Here is a 16,487-nt window from a genome sequence, read left to right as displayed (position 1 = left end):
GATTGATGAATAGTGTGATTACTGGGCAATGGTCAGAGTACCGCCGCCAACGGCGGCCAGTGAAGCGAACAACGCGGCTACGGCGGCCCCGCCAGTGGCAATCGCGGCGGCGATAGCCACGACCAGTAGCAGCAGTGCAGCGGCCACAGCCAATGCCACGATAACCGTCACCAGGATATCGCCAGCCTTAATGAGTAACTGTACCGTGCCGTCACCGATATCATGCAGTATCTGTACCCAGTCGATTTGTTGTAGGTAGTCCAGCGTGATTTCCATACCTGCCAGTGTGGTTTGCCATAACGTCTGAAGCTGTGCTGATGTCCAGATGATGACTTCACTGGTCTTGTCGCTGAGCCAACTGAGGGTATCGCTGGCCTGTTGGGTAAAAGAGTCAATCATTTCCTGACACCGCCAACTGCCTTTTTCATTTACCCAGGCTCCAAAGGGACGAAAGGCTTCCCGGGTGCTGTCGCGGACGAACTCCCAGCCTTGCTCTGCCAGACTGGACACTTCATCACCGAGCCGCAACCAGTCTTCTACCGAGGGCAGGTACGCCCAGGGTGTGGTGCTTAACAGGGGCAGGTTTTGGGACAATGGTTGCGGTATGGAACCAGGAATGCCTTCGGCGGGCGGCAGGGGAAGCGCAGCGGGTTGGGCAGTTTCCTGTTTACTCACTATCGGCGGGAGTACATAGCGCGCGGCACTCGGTCGAGTGGCGGCATTGTACTGTTTGTCATACGCTTTTTGTTTCTCGGTGCGGTTGTCTTCGATACGCATCACGCCAAACCGATCATCGGCTGCGATTAAGGCATAATCTATACGTTGCCCATCCGATAGGGTGTCATTAGGAAACTTTACCTCGATCAGCATTTTCAGGTTATCGCGGTGGGTCTGACCATCAAAATAGGTGGCACCACGCCCTGGCCAGCGGCGGCTCGGGTCGTTGACCAGAATAATATCCGGGCGACGAATACGGCTTACCCTGTGTTTTATCCAGTTTTCAGACGACGGCCTAGCAAAGGGACTGCTGGAATGTGGCAGGTTTTCGCCGTAGGCCTCTTTCGAGGTTTCACGGGTGGTTAGCATTGGTAAGGGGACGGGTTTTGCCATGGCAAAGACCACTTCTGCCTTGTAGTCCCACAGATAGTCGGCTTTGCGCTCTTCAATACGGATCAGCCCGCTCATTACCACCTGATTTAAAAAACGCAGCAGGCCGACTTTGGTGACGATGCGCTGTGGCAGGCGCAAAGCAATCTCGGCTTTTTGCGCCAGATAGCACGGGTCAGCATCGGCAGGAAATCGTCCTTGCTCCATGGTGCAGGTAATGGAGGTGACGGCGGGGCACAGGGTGCCAGGGTTGCTCATGGTGTTACTCCTTGAATTCCATCACACGTTCCACTTGTGTGTTGTTGCTGGCCTGGTAATAGCGTGTTTTGACCGGTTTTTTGGCTTCCGGGATATCAAGTTGCAGATTGTCTGCTTTTTCCGTTCGTACCATCAGGGTTCTGCCCTGCGCATCCGTTTTGCCGGAAACAACCTGACCATTGGCCCCTTTAATGGTGTAAGGCGCATTGATCAGAGGGGTGCCAGTGCGTTCATTGAGCAATGTATAGCGAGCGGAATAATGAAATAATGGGCTCGGTGGCATGCCAGCCGCCGCATGCTCTGCGAGTGTGATGCTCACCCCTTCGATGCGGATATGGCCGACGGGATCAATGACAATTCTCCCTCCGGCATTGCCAATCACAATCTGGCCGCTGTCGGAGTGGATGGAGATGTGCTTACCAACGTTCAGGGAATCATTGTCCGTCACCGTAAGAAAACGGCTCTTTTTGACGACGGTGCTATGTTGCCCTTCGATAGTAATGTTTTGATCTTTCATCACGGTGAGCGTCTGGTATCCGCCCACTGACTCATCATCATCCACTTTGATGAGCGATGTTCGATTATTATCGACCGTCAGTTTCATGTCGCGGTTGATCGTCGTTGTTTGATCCCGCAGCACATCGGTGTTCATGTCCTGCTGAGCATGAATATAAATTTCTTCCCTGTCGCGCTCATCCTCAAATCGTAGTTCATTGAATCCGTCACCTTTATGCGTCTGTGAACGCAGCGTCATCTGGGTTTTCGTGCCGGGCAAGTTACCTGGAGGCAGGTTACTGACATGATAGGTACGCCCGATAATCACCGGTTGATCGGGGTCGCCGTTAAGAAACTCCACAATGACTTCATGGCCAATGCGTGGAATGGCCGACATCCCCCAGCCTTGGCCCGCCCATGGGTGAGAGACCCGTATCCAGCAGGAACTGCTGTCGTCTATTTTGCCGGATAGATCCCAGAGAAAACGCACCCTGACGCGGCCATATTCATCGCAAAAAATTTCCTCAGAGTCTGGGCCTGTAACAATCGCAATTTGTGCGCCATCAATCCGGGGCTTGGGCAGTGAAAGGGGACGCCAGGTTTGAGCCTGTGGGATAAAGGCGAATTGCCCCATCAGGGTTGTTCCTTGCTCTCCGGTTTCTTCTTCCAGCGCTTGGGGTTGCCTTCCTGTGTAGGTGGAACGGGTAATTTGCCACCGCGTGTTATGCGTTTCCAACGGGTGGTTTTCCAGAATAAAATGGATTCCTGGCTGAAGTACTGGGCAATTGGTTGCCCCTTCCCCTTGATGCGCGCGGTTACGGAGAGCCTGAATGCGCCAGCGTGCAACATGTTCCCCGCCAGGCCCTGTTCCTTTATAGCGCCCGGGATAATCATAATGAAGATAGCGGCCTGACTGGTGTTCGACGTCACGGGCGTACTCACGGTATTCCGCAGGCCAGCGTGGTTTTTTAAAGGTGTAATCTTTTAGCAGCACGTCGGAAGGGCGTAGGCTTTCCCGGCGGCGAAATGTGGTCACGCACCATTCATCTGAACGGATGGGGGTTGCCGGGTGGTAGGGAAGTGTCGGCCCGGTATTCAGTACGGCGCAGTCATCGGCAAAAACGAGCGTGTGCTTATCCTTGTTATGTTCAAAGAAATAAAACAGCCCTTCTTCAGCCGCCAGGCGATCGATAAAATCCGCATCGCTTTCCTGATATTGAACGCAAAACTCACGTACGGCTCGTGGGTAACGTAATGCAAAAACATAGTCACTGATGTGATGTTTTTTCAGCAATGTTTCCAGAATTTCTTGAACATTCTGTTGCTGAAAGATGTGCGAATGCCTGACCAACCCCGCTCGCCAGAGCGCCGGGTGTACGGTGATACGGTAGCGAGTTTGGTGCAAACCAGCATCGCCTTGTTCTATCTCACTGACAATGCCATTGACCGTGCGTTGTTCCTCGCCATCTTGCCAAATGGACAGTGTGGCGGTGTTATCCAGCACGGTTCCAAACGCGATGCTGGAATTGGTGCTCACGACTTCCAGGTTAAGCACGAAAGGCATGGAAAACTGCTCATCCAGTGTGAACTCTACAACGATAAAGGTTTCTGGTGGCAATTTTCCTATCTGTAGCGTAAACCGAAGTCCTTCTGATGACGTCTTGGCATTCAACATCTATTTTCCTTAATTTAACGCGCGATAATGTTAAACGCGAATTAGCTGAATGTGTTATTCGTATTGCCAGGTTTTTACTGGGGGATATAGGGTAATATTGACAAAATATGAATTCAATATTGATTGCTACGCTTTATAGGTCAATAAATATTTAAATGTAGTGATCGGATAAGATTACTATATTGCGTTGGTTAATTTTGATTAAAAGAGGGTTTAATTTTATTGGTTTTTAAAATGAAAGGCGTTGCTTTTGTTTATGATGAGGAAATAAATATGCCATGACATATATTATATGTGAAATAATAAGCCACCTTATGATGTGTGATCTTTTCCTGCTAGGTAAAGCGCGGTTGCGCGACCGATGCCGCGCGAACCGCCAGTAATTAACGTAATAAACTCCATTCTGCCCCTTAGTTTTTTAGCCCTGCCACGCTGTAATTCGCCGGGAGCCAGCGATAGCCGTTTGGTTTACCGTTAGCATCATACACGGCTTTAACCTGGCCTAAACCGGGGAAGGAAATGTGTGCCGCACCAATCCATTCATTATTACGTGCGGCCTCTGCCAGAATCTGTAAACGTGCCTCTGCGGCTTCATCCATATTGCGATCGAAATCGATCGTGGTCAGGGGGCGAGGAAACTGTACGGCTTCGGCATGGATCGTATCGCCCCAGAGCGTCAGCTTTTGGCCGTCACTTTCGATCTGATAAAGGCTGTGCCCCGGCGTATGTCCCGGTGCTGGCACGGCGGTAATACCAGGGAAAAGCTGCTGTTTACCTGCGAAGGTTTTCAGCCGGTTGGCGGCAAGCACGGGTTGCAATGAATCCTCAGATTGCCCGAACGTGTGTTTCTCGCTATCCCGCACATGGTCGCTGTTAACTGGGTTGAGCCAGAAATCCGCATCCTTCTGGTTAACATAAACGGTGGCATTAGGGAAAACCAGTTTGCCGTCACGCGAGACACCGCCAGAATGGTCTGCATGAATATGGGTCAGCAGAACGGTATCGATCTTCTCGGGCGGATAGCCAGCGGCGCGCAGGTTGTCGGGTAATTTACCTCCCAGTTTACCGAATAGGGGACCAGCCCCTGTATCCACCAGTATCAGTTGTTTACCCGTATTAATGAGATACGCATTAATGGAGGTTTCCGCCTGCGGCTGGAGATTCTTTTGCGCCAGCAGGTGCAGCATTTCCTCGTGGGGAATATGGGTGAGTAGCTTATCCAGCGGAATGGTGACCGTACCGTCAGAAAGAGCGGTAATTTCAAACTGTCCTAGCATCATCCGGTAATAACCCGGCGCTTGCGTTTTCAGTTGAGGCACCGCTTCTGCACTGGCTATAACGGGCGTTCCCGCCAGTAAAGCGACCAATAATAACGTTTGTTTCAGAAGATTCATTTTCATTGCACTCTCTTGGAAGGTGATCCTGCTTGTCAGGGACTGGAAGGATTATTCTGCTGGTAGTACTATTGTTCAAATTGATTAACTTGATGTTGGCTATCATGGAAAATGATTTTCGCGGTGTGGATTTAAACCTGCTGGTGACATTTCTGGTGTTGTATCGCGAGAACAGTGTCTCGGCGGCGGCGGATAAGCTGCATTTGGGGCAGCCTGCCGTGAGTGGGGCGCTGGCGCGTTTACGTACGCTGTTTGACGATCCGCTGTTTATCCGTACGGGACAGGTGATGCGCTCGACGGCGCGTGCGGATTATCTGGCGACCCAGCTGTCTCCTGCTTTTGAACACTTGCAGTCGGTTCTGGGCGAACCCGAGAAGTTTGATCCGTTAACCGATTCACGGGTGATCACGCTGGGAATGACCGATTGGGTGGAAATATGGCTAATGCCGCTGCTGCTGAAACGGCTCAACGCGAATGCGCCTAATTTGCGCATCAATCTTGTGGCCACTGATCCGTTTTTGGATGTGGAGCTGTTGGAAAATGACAGTGTCGATCTGGTCGTTTCTGTCGTTAGTTCACCGGCAAGCTGGCTGAAGCAGCATGCGCTGCTATCGTCAGGATTCCGAGCGCTTTGGCATCCACAGCAGCTTGATCTGTCGCGTCCTCTTCCTTTGGGCGTATACAGCCAGCAGCGCCATTTACTGGTGACATACCGTGAACGTGCGCATGGCATTGTGGACGACATGCTGGAAAAACAGGAAATGACGCGGGCGATTCATTACACCACGCCACATTTCTCTGCTTTGCCGGGAATATTGCAGCAAACGCCGTCAATCGCTACCGTACCGGAAAAGCTGGCGACTCAGTGGTGTCAGTATTATGGTTTGATCGACAGCCCAGTGCCGCTTGAATTACCGGCGTATACGCTCTCAGCACTCTGGCATGCACGGCAAGACAGTAACCCGGCAATCAAGTGGCTGTATGAGCAAATTGCGGAGGTGGTTGCGGAGCAGGAGGCGGATTCGCCCCCTGTTTGAGTCGCGGCAAGGGGATTATTGCGATAATCCCGCCACGCTGTAATTCGCCGGGAGCCAGCGATAGCCGTTAGTGGTGCCATTGCGTTCCAGGCGTGTACCTACGTGGCCGATGCCGGGGAAGGGCAGGTGAGCACCCGCGACCCAGTAACCCTGACTGGCGGCGTCGGCCAGCGCTTTATTACGCGACTCCGTCGCCTGATCCATATTCGAGTCAAAGCTGATGGTAGTAGCTGGCAAGCTCATCTGCACCGCTTCCGCATGAACGATGTCTCCCCATGCCAGCAGTTTTTTCCCTTCGCTCTCGATCATAAAAGAGGTATGTCCCGGCGTATGCCCCGGGCTTGGGATCGCAGTGATGCCGGGCAGCAGTGTTGTCTGCTGAGCCGGGAAGGTTTTCAGTTTGTTCTCTTTTTTAATGGCATCAAAGGTGTTTTGCACACGTTGGAATGCTGCTTTTCTGTTCTCTGGCGCATTCTTCAGGTTTTCTGCGCTGAGCCAGAAATCGGTTTCTGGCTGGCTGACATACACGGTGGCATTCGGATAGTTCAGCTTATTGTCTTGCACCAAACCGCCAAAATGGTCACCGTGCAGGTGGGTCATCAACACGGTATCAACTTGCTCAGGTTTGTAACCCGCCGCAATCAGATTCGGCAGCACTTTCCCTACTGTAGGATTACTTTGCTTGCCATTGCCCGTATCGATCAGAATCAGGTGTTTTCCGGTATTGACCAAATAAGCGTTGATCGAGGTTTCTACCTGCGGAGTCAGCGCTTTTTCCGCCAGCAGTTCAGTAATTTTTTCCGGTGGGGTTCGCTGTAACAGCTTATCCATTGGCATGGTGTTGGTGCCGTCAGACAGCGCGGTGATTTCAAACTGGCCGAGCATGATGCGGTAATAGCCCGGTTGGGTTTTAATCTGCGAGATATCCTGTGCCTGAGCAAATGCAGGAACAAAAGCACACGAAATGAGTAATAAGGCTAGCGGTTTCAATAACGTCATTTATTCTTGTCCTTGTTAGTAATGAAAGCAGGCGAAATCGTAACAACAGATTGATTATTGACGCATGGGGCGAATAACTCAACAGTCCCTGACCCGCCGAATTTGTTACCGCATCGCTGCCAGCCTGCAACACGAAGGATTTAGGGTATAATACATTTTTAAGTGAACGAGACAGTGAAAAACATGCAGTACCCGATTAATGAAATGTTCCAGACGTTACAGGGCGAAGGCTATTTTACCGGAGTACCGGCGGTGTTTGTACGCCTGCAAGGTTGTCCGGTAGGTTGTAGCTGGTGCGATACCAAACACACCTGGGACAAACTGGCAGAACGGGAAACCTCATTGGATCAGGTGCTGGTAAAAACGGAAGAAAGCGATGCCTGGGGCGCGGCAAGTGCGGACGATATTCTGGTGCTGATGGCGCAGCAGGGTTACACGGCACGCCACATCGTCATCACCGGTGGAGAACCTTGTATCCATGATTTGGCACCGCTGACGCTACAGTTGGAAAAGCAGGGCTTTAGCTGCCAGATCGAAACCAGCGGTACGCATGACGTGCGCTGTTCGCCCAAAACCTGGGTAACGGTATCGCCGAAAGTGAACATGCGCGGCGGCATGAAGGTACTCGATCAGGCACTGCAACGGGCGGATGAGATCAAGCATCCGGTGGCGCGTGAACGTGACATTGAAGCGTTGGATGCGCTGTTGGCGCGGCTTGATGATGATAAGCCGCGTATTGTGGCGCTACAGCCGATCAGTCAGAAAGAGGATGCGACCAAACTGTGCATTGCGACCTGCATTGCCCGTAATTGGCGGCTGTCCATGCAGACGCACAAATACCTGAATATTGCCTGATATTTATCGACGAATAGTCGCGGCGTGAGGGAAGGACGCTCACGCCAGACCATCACGCTGCAATTTCCCGCTACTCGCCTTTATAGACGCAGCCAGCGGTGCAGGTTTCTTTCACCATCACGGCGCTGAGCAGCGGTAACGTCGGTTTCAACTGCTGCCAGATCCAATGCGCCAGCACTTCGCTGGTCGGGTTCTCCAGACCGGAGATCTCATTCAGATAGTGATGATCCAGCCGCTCCCACGTCGGTTTAAACGCGGCTTTCAGCTCAGAGAAATCCATCACCCAGCCAGTATACGGATCGACTTCACCAGTAATTTCCAGTCTCACCATGAAAGAGTGCCCATGCAGTCGACCGCATTTGTGGCCTTCCGGCACGTGAGGCAAGTGATGTGCCGCTTCGAACTGAAAATCTTTAAAGAGTGTCGTGACCATTGCGAGGTTCCCGGTTTCGTTCTGAAAAAGGCGCTTACAGAACATAGTATGCAAAAAACCGTCGCATACTACCCGAAAGTCCTTATTCTTCCAACTGCACGATCGCGGCGTGATGCCAGCCGGAGGGCAGCGGATCGGGGCGGTGGATCGTCATATGACTGGTGGTCAGGTTCACAACGCCACGGGCAAATAGCGCGGGCATGCCGCCGGGATAATAGTCGACACCGAAGGCGCGACCTGTCGCTGGATCGACCCGATAGGCATTGTCCAGTCCCATTCCCGTCGGGCGCTCTGGGTTACAAGGGGGGCGAACATCGTACATATCCTGTTCCGGTGAGTCGCTCTGCCGCTGTTCGAGGTGAACGGCATGGAAATGGATGTCACGAATGTAGCCTGCGGGCGTGCTGTGCAGGTTAATCGCGCCTTCGCTGATCCCTGCGATCTGTGAAAATTGTACTGCTTCGATCCGACCGGGTTCGATGGCCGGATCGCGATAACGCACGGAGATAAAGATCGGATCGGCCTTGCCCCAGTGGCACGGATGCGCGGCGATACATTGGAACGTGATGTTGCTGAATTGCAGGCGTCGGAATGCGCCGCCATCGCGCGAGATCAGACCGATGGCGCGGTTAGTGTCGTAAATAGCGCAGTTGCTGACGGAGATATCTTCAATATCGGCAAAGGTTTCGGTACCGATCTTCAGCGCGCAACTCTTGGAACGCAGCAGACAATTACTGATGACAACCTGCTGTACCTTACGTTGCAAATGGGGCGGTTTGTGGGTGGTTTTGATGCATAGCGCATCGTCGGCGGCACTCAGCGAACAGTTGCTGATTTGCACCTGCTGACAGCTGTCGAGATCCAGCGCATCGGTATTTGCCATGCTCAGATCGTTATCAATCGTCAGACGTTCGACGATGATGTGGCGACAACTGACCAGATGCACGGTCCACATTGGCGCGTGCTCAATGGTAAAATCACACAGGCGAACGTGTTCGCAATCTTCAAACACCACAATACGTGGGCGATGCTGTGCAGGCAGGCGATAGCCCTGATCGTCCGGTTCCGCAGAGAAATAGGCGTCGGCATTTCCCATGATCTTACCTTGACCGCAGATCGTAATATTGTGCTGTTGATAGGCATAAAGAAACGCGCGGTGCGACAGCTCGGCCATGCTGATCGTCGTGGCCTGCGTAAACTGTTCATAGTCCCCGCTGACGATGAGTTCTGCTCCGGCCTCAAGTTGCAGGCAAAAATTGGAAGGTAGCAACAATCCCCCTAACAGGTAGTGCCCCGGTTCCACCGTCAGGGTGCCGCCGCCCTGTGCCGCAATCCGATCGATAGCCTGCTGAAAGATGGCGGTATCCGGCGTGATGCCGTCGGCAGCGGGGGAGTATGACTGAATAGAGTGCTTCATCGCTTTATCCTATCTGATCGAGCCTGCTCCAATTGCAGCACGTTTGTGGGTCTTTAGCTGTGTCTGTCAGGGTGAAATCTACGGAGGTTGGAGCAGGGGTCACAGCGCAGGGCGTGTGGTGTACGAGAATGTGAAAGGCATAACGAAGAGGATGATGCAGTGCGTTATGCAATGTGTGTTTCATCACACTTTCACGCGACTTTTTCTCCTTTACCGCACGCCTGGCGTGGTTTTGTTGTTTTTATGTGTCTTATTTGTGGATTAAATCTCTTTTTGGTGTGATGCGTCGGTTAATCATGTGAGGCACCTCCCTGCTGCGTCAGACTGGGATCACTCTGTGTGGTTGAAACGTCCGCTAACACGACGCAGTTATCAACATTTCTTCCGTCAGCCCCGCAAATCACATGTTTTCCCGCTGTGGCGATTGGCGCGATAAAAAAGATTTTGCCTATCTTGTCAGGGTCGAGAAATGTAGCCATGTACCCTACCTGTTCTCATCTATACGCCACACCAGACACACCACAATAATAATGTCGTTGGGGGAAAAATGAGATTACCTGGACTGATTGTCATCGCCTTCTCTGCGCTCTGTTCGTTCGCGCAGGCTGCTGATCCCGTGGAATTACGCCTCTCCTGGTGGGGAGGAAACAGCCGCCATCAGGCGACGTTGACGGCGCTGGAAGCGTTTCAGAAACACTATCCGCATATCAGCGTAAAACCCGAATATACCGGCTGGGATGGGCACTTATCTCGCCTGACAACGCAGATTGCCAGCGGCGAGGAGCCGGATGTGCTTCAGGTTAACTGGAACTGGCTGCCGATTTTTTCCAAGACGGGCACCGGATTTTATGATCTGAATAAGCTGACCGATACACTGAAATTACAGGATTTCCCAGAAGATGCGCTGAAGCCAGCGACCATCGACGGCAAGGTGAACGCGGTTTCCACCTCGCTGAATGCGTTGGTGATGTACTACAACACGGAAACCTGGAAGAAGGCTGGGCTACCGTATCCCACCACCTGGGATGAGCTGTTCCATGCAGGCAAGGTATTTAAAGAAAAACTGGGTGATAACTATTTCCCTATCGCTTCGCCTGCACAGGACAGCGGTGAAGGCGTGTTGGAGTTGATCAACTATTACATGACTCAGAAATACCAGATCGGCATGATTGACGAAAAGAACAAGCGCTTTAGCTACAGTGAGGCGCAATGGATCGAGGCGTTCCGTTTCTACAAGCGTTTGATCGACGAACATGTGATGCCGTCGTCGAAGTATTACAACGCGTTTGGCAAAGTGGGTATGTATGAAACACGCCCCTGGATTAACGGGGAATACGGTGGGGCACACCTGTGGATTTCGGTCGTGAAGAAGTACGCCGATCCGCTGGCAGCATCCGGCAAGCTCGAATTAGGGCCGTACATCATGACGCCGGGTTCGGATAATTCCGGGCAGTTCTTCAAACCGTCGATGTTGTTTGCCATCAGCAAAAACACCAAACACCCGAAAGAAGCAGCGCTGTTGCTGAATTATCTGATGAACGATCCTGAAGGCGCGCTGCTGATGGGCACCGAGCGCGGTATTCCGCTCAGCCGTATCGCCAGACAAGCGCTGGAAGAAAGGCAGAAGCTGGATACCAACGATCTGTCGGTTGCCGGATTATCGCTGGCGCTGCAAAAACCGATGCAAACGTCTGTTTCCTCTTATCTTGAAGATCCGCAGCTTGCTAGCCTGATCCTGCAAACGATTGAACAACTTGATTATGGCAAGAAGAGCGTCGAAGAGTCAGCGAAAAATTTCAGCAGTTCGGGGGAGCGAATTCTGAAGCGGGTGATTCGTTAACCATTGACCAGATAAGGGGCGCTACGTGAGTTCAGCCAACTGCTGTTGCAGGCTATCGGCTAATGCGCGTGGACGCCCGGCATCAAACATCACATGCATACTCACCGGGTAATCCCGGTGTTGTAGGCAGAAATCCTCCATCTCATGCCCAATGCCATATAACGCCTGAATATTGGTTTTGGCAATTTCCCGCAACGTCCAGTTGTTCTCCACCTGCTTGCCGTAGTGCAGCGTAAAGAAGGCTTTCTGCGCGTGGACAAAGGCGCGGCAATACAGCGCCAGACCGCGCCATTCCTGCTGCCAGCGCTGCCTGAGTGCTTCCGGCATTGTGTATTCGCGGGAAAATTGCAGGGCGGCCTGCTGGCACTGTTCTGCCAGCTGCCATGCCGCATCTTTCTCTTTCGCAATGTGATAGAGGTTTTGTGAAGCCAGCTCCGCATGCTGCGGGTCGAACGTAATACCCTGACCGGAGCCCGGTAGCCAGTGGTTACGGTTGAGCTGCCCGTACAGGCTCCAGATTGCCTGACCAACGCTGGTCGGCAGCAGGCTGTGGCGATGAAAAACGTGGTGGCGGGCATAGAGCGACAGTGAAATGGCCTGATGCGCCTGATCCAACAAGGTCTGCATGGTGTGCAGCACGCTATCGTCCGGCTGCCACTGGTAGCGTGCCAGTAGCCACTGTGAAAACAGCGTACTTTCGTTTGCCGATGCAGTCTGGTTCGTGAGTAATCGGGAGCAGGCGAACAGGGTGAACTCGCTGAGTGTGCCGATCACGCTGTGATTATCTACGCCTTCCCAACTGATGCGGCACAGTGCGCTGACAATCGAAGGATTTTTCTCCCGACACCACAGCAGCCGCCCCTGTACCTCGGTGTAGCGTAGAAAAGGCAGGTTGCCCCAGCCGACTTCTTCGCCTGCCAGATCCAATTCAACCCAGACTTCACGCCCGCTGACGTCCAGCAGGGTCGGATTATTGGGAAACTCCGGCCAGAAGCGTTCTGGCGTGACTTTGATGGCGACGGAAACGGATTCCGGCAGTGTACGAATCGCGTTCAGAACATTACTGATATCCTGATGGCTGGCGGGAAAGGCGCGCAACACCAGATGGCGCTGGTGATAGTGCATCACACGGGCGACGGCGGAGAACAATCTATGGTAGATCTGCTCGCTGGCAGCGTTGGTCGGCCAGTGAGTGGTGACGGGAGCGGTGCCGTTAATCTCATCGCCGGAAGGGGCGGAAAAGCGCAGCAGGCTGTCGCTGTTGGAGATTGCCAGCAGTAGGCCGCTCAATCGCGGGATTTGCTGCATCAGCAGTTCGACTTTGGCGGCAAGGTAGTCGCACCAAAAGTCGGTATCCATGCGGAGGCTATGTGTGTCGTCCAGTAATTCCGGGTGGTGAAGCAGGAGATCCGTGGGAAACGACAGCTCTTTGCATTGCAGGTACAGCGCCAGACCCTGTTCACGGCAGTGCGCTGCGACTTGATTCAGGTAAACACAGCGGGAACGCTGCTGGCTGCTAATGCGATCGTCAAAACGCGCGTTGTTGTAGGCATCCGGCGTCACCAGTTTATCCAGTAAATCTGCCGCACCCAACACCAACGTATTGAAACCGTGTTCACGGGCGTAATCGACAACCGAGATGACCTGTTGCCAGTGCCAAATATCTTGCGTATTAAGTTCCAGCGCACGTCGTTGCCACATCATCTTTCTCCCGCTGCCACTGGCGTGAGTATCGCATTGATGTGCTATCGCAAAGGATAAATTCCTGGGGCGAACGCCAGAAATGTGAGCCGGTTCGCTAATGTTGATTACCTAAGAGGCGAGTAGCGGGGGATTTGTCGTGGGCATTGATGCCACAAATACGTTGACCAAGGGGGAAGAAACAGCTGAAGCCGAGGATATCAGCTAAAACCCTTCCAGTAGCCTTAATTGGCTGAATGTTAATGGGCGATAGAAAATATATCCTTGAATACCAATGGTGTGGTATTTATTTAACCGATGCAAATCGGTGGCTTTTTCAACGCCTTCACAGATAATATTTACCCCAAGTGGAATGAGTTTGTTCAATAAGACTTTTAGCTTTTGTGATTTTATCTCTTCTTTACCGATGCCATCTATAATGGAACGATCGATTTTTATTGTATCGAAGTTAAACAGGCTCAGGCTGTCTACCTGTAGATTTCCTGCGCCGAAATCATCTAATGAAATCATAAAACCATATTGTTTCGCTTGGTTTAAAAAGGGAATTCCATCAATTAACTGTTGTCGGGTCGTTTTTTCACTTATCTCTATTTCTATATTTTGGGGGCTGACTTTATGCATTACACATTTTTGATACAACTTTTCCAAATAGGCGGTGTTATTAAAAAGCAAATGTGACAAATTGAATGATATTGTCATGCTGGTTTTGTTTTTTATTACCTGACAGACAACATCAAACATAAAATCTGTTACTTCATCAATCGCATCACACTTCTCAATTTTATCTATTATTTGCTGGGTTGGTGCTAACACACCTTCTGCGTTATAAAACCTGGCAAGGGCTTCATAGCGGAATATTTTATTTTTATGGAGATGGATAATAGGCTGAAACTCAGCTGTCAGCCTAAAAATTTTCCCATCGATATTCAATGTCGTTGTATTCATTTTACTGATTACTCACCCTCTCCATAGAAATAGCAATTCCATAACATTGCCTGTCTGGATTCTACACAGTAATTTGGAATGTTTGGAAATTGTTTTAAATGATCAATAATTCTCGTTTGATAGTTGTTAGCTATTGATTAAAAAATAATGATCGTTTAAATCTATGTGCGTATTGGTTTTTTATTCTTTTTATGTATATTTTAATGGTGTTTAATATTGGTTGTTTTTGTTTTATTGGGTTTAATATTCTTTTTGTTTTAATTTTAGTCACTTTTACGGGCGTGTATGTCCGTTGTGACTTCTGAGCATCCTTGTTAGGATGAACAGCAAGGATGAAATCGTCGTTTCGTAATGATATTGGGATGAGAAAAAATAAGAAATTGAGCCTGGCTGACGTTTCACCCAGAGAAGTCGGCATTTTCTAAATCATTAAATCCTACGATGGAATTCGTTTTTATTAAAAAGAGAGAAATCCTTTTGAGGATTTTTGGATATATCACCATCGCGTTAATAGGTGGATCTTATAGTGGAACATTTTTCTTCCCCTCCCGCTAAAGTGATTAGCGCATTGCTGCAACATACCTATGTGATGTCTATCTATGCCAAAGATATGCTATATGCATTAAAGGCGGATGTTGCGGAACTGAATCTGGATAAAAGCCAGATTGTGTTGGATGTAGAATATTCTGGCTCAGATATCGACAGATATCTTGCAGATGGTGGTTTGAATTTTGATCTGGAGGTACTCAAAGGAACGGAGAACATCGAACGAGAAACTTACAGCGTTTGTAATATTCCCACACAGTTATTCAAGATGGACAGTATGTTTTATCGTCTGGTATGTCGTTTGCCGGAGTCTGTTTTCGTTACCGAAAACAGAGGGGCGATTCGTATTCCTTTTATTCTTGGCATGCAGGCTCGTGCTCGCATTGAAGTGTATATGCACACGCTTAATGTACCCGGAACGCTGCGTAATTTATCGACTGGTGGGTGTATGGTCGAAATCGATCTGGTTGAGAGTATTGCGATTGAAGTTGGTCAAGATATCCCCGGCGTCACGCTTGAATTCCCTAACGGAGAAAACTTTTATGCCGAGGGCAAAATTCGCCATATACGGCCTTTGGGGAATAATGGTTATGCCGCTGTTGGCATCCAATTTATCAATTTATCTTCATTACAGTCTGAAGCCTTGCTTCACTACACGAACGAGTCGGAAAGAGAAGCTGCATACCGAACCGGCATGACTGGCAGCATGGTGTATTCGTCACCCTTGTTCATTCCGGGCACCAAGGAGAAAAGTTTATTGCTGCGAGAAAGTCAGGAGCGAGAGAAACGTACCCGCCAGACTCCCATGGAACGCGGCGTCATGGAGGTTGCCCATCGGCTTCAGATTGGGCTGATGTACATCAAAACACGCAATCAACTGCCTGTTGAGATCTTTTATGACTGTGTTGATACCTTGCTGTATATGGTCAAAAAAGATCGAAAGGCTTTTCTGTATGCGCTGTCGTTCCTGCGTGATGAGGCGGATTGGGTTAGGCATGCCGTGCAGGTCGCGGGGAAACTGGCCGATATGCTGTTACTTTCTGATCCACACAATCCTCATGCGCGCGAGGCCGTGTTAGGGGCGTTACTCCACACTATGGGTAAGCCGCTGCTGGTCAACGCCCGCCTTCCGTCGCTGAAAGTGAATATGAACCCGGCACAGAAAGCGATCCTTAGCGGCCATGTGGGTGTACTGTGCGCGAAATTACGTGAGCTAAATTGGGTGATCACCCCCACGTGTCTCGATGTGATTGAGAATGCTAATGAGCGTTTGGACGGCAGCGGCTATCCACAGGGCAAACAGGCCGATCGGCTATCGGAGCTAGTTCGATTAGTCTCTGTGATTAAGGTGATTAATAAGTTAAGGCATACGCGTAATGGTATTTCTCCCCGTACACCCTTGGCAGCTTACCGTAAAATCTATGAGGCGAACGGTGCCTATGATAAGGCTGTGTTGGTCAATTACGTGCAGATTTACGGTCTCTATCCAATAGGCAGTCTGGCTAAATACTCGGGCGGCTTTCTTGGCTGGGTGATGGATATTGATAAAAAAGGTAAACCGACCGTGGTGCGTCTCGTCAAGAATCTGCGCTTTCCTGATACTAATATCAGCAGCGTCGTCTCTAAAGGGGATTTATTGCAGGTCGGCCAGCTCGAAAACATCGTACATCCTGACGATTTCGGCATGAAAGTCCTGAAAATTTAGCCCACATCCTGTTTATATGGGGCTGCGTGGCAGCCCCGCCTTCCACATGAATTTCTACCGATATTGCCATGCAGCGCGCA

The 16,487-nt window shown here is 50.8% G+C and carries 12 protein-coding genes and 1 pseudogene; 4 read left to right on the top strand and 9 right to left on the bottom strand.

Annotated elements, in window-relative coordinates:
- Positions 1-18 precede the first annotated feature (18 nt).
- From AACH44_RS16070 to AACH44_RS16055, 4 genes and pseudogenes are all read right to left on the bottom strand, one after another.
- Entirely contained in the window at positions 19-1,365 is a 1,347-nt protein-coding gene (locus tag AACH44_RS16070; protein ID WP_261846917.1) for a VRR-NUC domain-containing protein, read from the bottom strand.
- Positions 1,366-1,369: 4 nt separating this feature from the next.
- The gene (locus AACH44_RS16065; RefSeq protein WP_261846916.1) at positions 1,370-3,535 is read right to left on the bottom strand and encodes a type VI secretion system Vgr family protein; all 2,166 of its coding nucleotides are present in this window, start codon (positions 3,533-3,535) and stop codon (positions 1,370-1,372) included.
- A gap of 321 nt (positions 3,536-3,856) precedes the next feature.
- Positions 3,857-3,937: pseudogene (locus AACH44_RS16060) on the bottom strand (NAD(P)-dependent oxidoreductase); the annotation flags it as partial.
- An 8-nt stretch (positions 3,938-3,945) separates the two neighbouring features.
- Positions 3,946-4,935: an MBL fold metallo-hydrolase gene (locus AACH44_RS16055; RefSeq protein ID WP_261846915.1), complete on the bottom strand. Its 990-nt coding sequence runs from the start codon at positions 4,933-4,935 to the stop codon at positions 3,946-3,948.
- Between the two features lie 98 nt (positions 4,936-5,033).
- Here AACH44_RS16055 and AACH44_RS16050 point away from each other — a divergent pair, with 98 nt between their 5' ends.
- Positions 5,034-5,966, top strand: coding sequence for a LysR substrate-binding domain-containing protein (locus AACH44_RS16050; protein WP_261846914.1), 933 nt, complete (start codon positions 5,034-5,036; stop codon positions 5,964-5,966).
- 15 nt (positions 5,967-5,981) lie between these two features.
- Here the strand turns inward: AACH44_RS16050 and AACH44_RS16045 are convergent, their stop codons facing one another.
- A complete protein-coding gene (locus AACH44_RS16045) occupies positions 5,982-6,965 on the bottom strand; it encodes an MBL fold metallo-hydrolase (RefSeq protein WP_261846913.1) in 984 nt (327 codons plus the stop codon).
- A gap of 183 nt (positions 6,966-7,148) precedes the next feature.
- Here AACH44_RS16045 and queE point away from each other — a divergent pair, with 183 nt between their 5' ends.
- Entirely contained in the window at positions 7,149-7,820 is a 672-nt protein-coding gene (queE, locus tag AACH44_RS16040; protein WP_261846912.1) for a 7-carboxy-7-deazaguanine synthase QueE, read from the top strand.
- Between the two features lie 70 nt (positions 7,821-7,890).
- Here the strand turns inward: queE and queD are convergent, their stop codons facing one another.
- Together queD and AACH44_RS16030 are read right to left on the bottom strand one after the other, a co-directional pair.
- Positions 7,891-8,253 (bottom strand): 6-carboxytetrahydropterin synthase QueD, encoded by a 363-nt coding sequence (queD, locus tag AACH44_RS16035; RefSeq protein ID WP_261846911.1) that lies wholly within the window; start codon positions 8,251-8,253, stop codon positions 7,891-7,893.
- Between the two features lie 82 nt (positions 8,254-8,335).
- Complete coding sequence (locus AACH44_RS16030; RefSeq protein ID WP_261846910.1) at positions 8,336-9,670, bottom strand: glycoside hydrolase family 28 protein; 1,335 nt, start codon at positions 9,668-9,670, stop codon at positions 8,336-8,338.
- Between the two features lie 547 nt (positions 9,671-10,217).
- Between AACH44_RS16030 and AACH44_RS16025 the strand changes: the two genes are divergently transcribed.
- Complete coding sequence (locus AACH44_RS16025; RefSeq protein WP_261846909.1) at positions 10,218-11,510, top strand: ABC transporter substrate-binding protein; 1,293 nt, start codon at positions 10,218-10,220, stop codon at positions 11,508-11,510.
- Positions 11,511-11,531: 21 nt separating this feature from the next.
- On the opposite strand, the gene AACH44_RS16020 is transcribed toward AACH44_RS16025, so the two are convergent.
- Positions 11,532-13,211, bottom strand: coding sequence for a hypothetical protein (locus AACH44_RS16020; RefSeq protein ID WP_261847105.1), 1,680 nt, complete (start codon positions 13,209-13,211; stop codon positions 11,532-11,534).
- A 204-nt stretch (positions 13,212-13,415) separates the two neighbouring features.
- Positions 13,416-14,156: an EAL domain-containing protein gene (locus tag AACH44_RS16015; RefSeq protein ID WP_261846908.1), complete on the bottom strand. Its 741-nt coding sequence runs from the start codon at positions 14,154-14,156 to the stop codon at positions 13,416-13,418.
- 526 nt (positions 14,157-14,682) lie between these two features.
- On the opposite strand from AACH44_RS16015, the gene AACH44_RS16010 reads away from it, so the two are divergent.
- Entirely contained in the window at positions 14,683-16,407 is a 1,725-nt protein-coding gene (locus AACH44_RS16010) for a PilZ domain-containing protein (RefSeq protein WP_261846907.1), read from the top strand.
- The last annotated feature ends 80 nt before the right edge of the window (positions 16,408-16,487 follow it).

The organism is Pectobacterium araliae, from assembly GCF_037076465.1.
Taxonomy (GTDB): Bacteria; Pseudomonadota; Gammaproteobacteria; order Enterobacterales; family Enterobacteriaceae; genus Pectobacterium; species Pectobacterium araliae.
This window is presented reverse-complemented; position numbering and strand designations above follow the sequence as displayed.